The sequence below is a fragment of the Micromonospora sonneratiae genome (assembly GCF_042679305.1).
Lineage (GTDB): Bacteria > Actinomycetota > Actinomycetes > Mycobacteriales > Micromonosporaceae > Micromonospora_H > Micromonospora_H sonneratiae.
The window spans coordinates 1-1,449 of the sequence record NZ_JBHTMP010000156.1; the positions used below are offsets into that span (position 1 = coordinate 1).

Below are 1,449 nucleotides of genomic sequence, written 5' to 3' on the forward strand. Positions count from 1 at the left end.
CGCCCCGCCCGCCCGGGGGCCGCGGGGCGGGCGAGGACCTGCACGCAGGCGTACTCGCCGTCGTGCAACTGGGCGCCGGCGGCCATCAGTGCGCGCAGCGGGTCGGCGTCGTGGTCGGCGTTGAGCGGCAGCCATTCGGCGGCGACGGGGAGCAGATGGCCACCCACCGCAGCGGGCGTCCGCGCGGGGATGGGATCCGGGGCGGGTTCGCTGGTGGTGGTGGCCGCGCCAGGCCACGCGGCGCGGATGGCGGCCTCGACCGCCCCTCTCGGGACAGTGCCGGGCACCCACAGGGAGATGCGTAGCTGCCGGCCGGTCCAGGCGTACTGCAGCGCGACGTGCGGGGTGCCGGAGAGCAGCCAGCGGCGGCGGGACGGGGTGAGGATGCCGGCCAGGTTCGCCCACAGGGCGGCGGCACCGTGCTCGTCGACCTCGGGCGGTGGGGCGATGGTGACCAGCCGGGCACCGGTGGCGTGGTACCGGTGTCGCCAGAGCGCGAGGAGGTTCCGGCCGGCGATCCAGACGAGGAACAGGCCGGCGGCGACGCCGAGCAGCCACGGCCGATCGCTTGCCCAGTCCGTCGCGTGCAAAATCCACCGGGTCGCCGGCGACGGGGGAATGGTCGAGCCGGGGTCGGTGCCAGCAGGCGAAGGCGATGGGGAAAGCCGGAGAGAGGTCATGACGGGGGTCCTTCGCAGACACGCGAACGGCAGGCGTGGGTGTCGCACCCGCACCGGGTGCGACACCCACGCCTGCCGTGTCGACAGGGTTGAGCTAGACGCCGTCGGCGTCGTCGTCGATCAGGTCGAGCGGGTTCGTCGTCGCCAGGGTGTGCTCCGTGTCGCTGGAGATGGCCTCGAACGCGGTCCGGTTGGTACCGCTGATGAGCAGTCCATGGCCACGGCGGGCGGCGAGCAGGAGCCGCCGTTCACCGGCGGTCAGGCCGAAGGCGTCCCCGACGGCGTCGATCGCCTGGGGGGCCTGGCGGAGCAGGATCTGGGTGGCGGCGTTGGCGACCACCGCCTGGCCGAGGTCGCTGCCGAGAACATCGGCGGCGTCCTGGGTGACCACCGTCAGCCCCGTGTGTCGTTTGCGGCCGGCCTTGCTCAGGCGGAAGAGAAACCGTGCGCCCTCCCCGTCACGCATCAGCAGCCACGCCTCGTCGACCACGACGATGCGTCGCGGCGGCGGGCCGCCGGCCGGCGGCGCGTCGACCTGCCGCCAGATCGAGTCGAGGGCGAGCAGGGTGCCGACGGTGCGCAACTCGTCGGGGAGCTGCCGCAGCGACCACACGACGAGGTGCCCGTCCGGGCGGGTGGTGGTCGGTCCGTCGAACAGGTCCTTGAACGATCCGTCGACCCACGGCGAGAGCCGGGCGGCGAGCTGCGCCGCGGCCGGGTCGTCGTCCGCGGTCAGTGTCGCGGCCAGGTCCCGCAGCAGCGGTGGGGC

General features: G+C 74.2%; 1 protein-coding gene and 1 pseudogene. Both read right to left on the reverse strand.

The window, feature by feature from the left end:
- Nucleotides 1-680: pseudogene (locus tag ACFQ4H_RS34755) on the reverse strand (type VI secretion protein); the annotation flags it as partial.
- A 94-nt stretch (nt 681-774) separates the two neighbouring features.
- A partial coding sequence (locus tag ACFQ4H_RS34760) for a VirB4 family type IV secretion system protein (RefSeq protein WP_377579518.1) occupies nt 775-1,449 on the reverse strand: 675 nt, incomplete at its 5' end.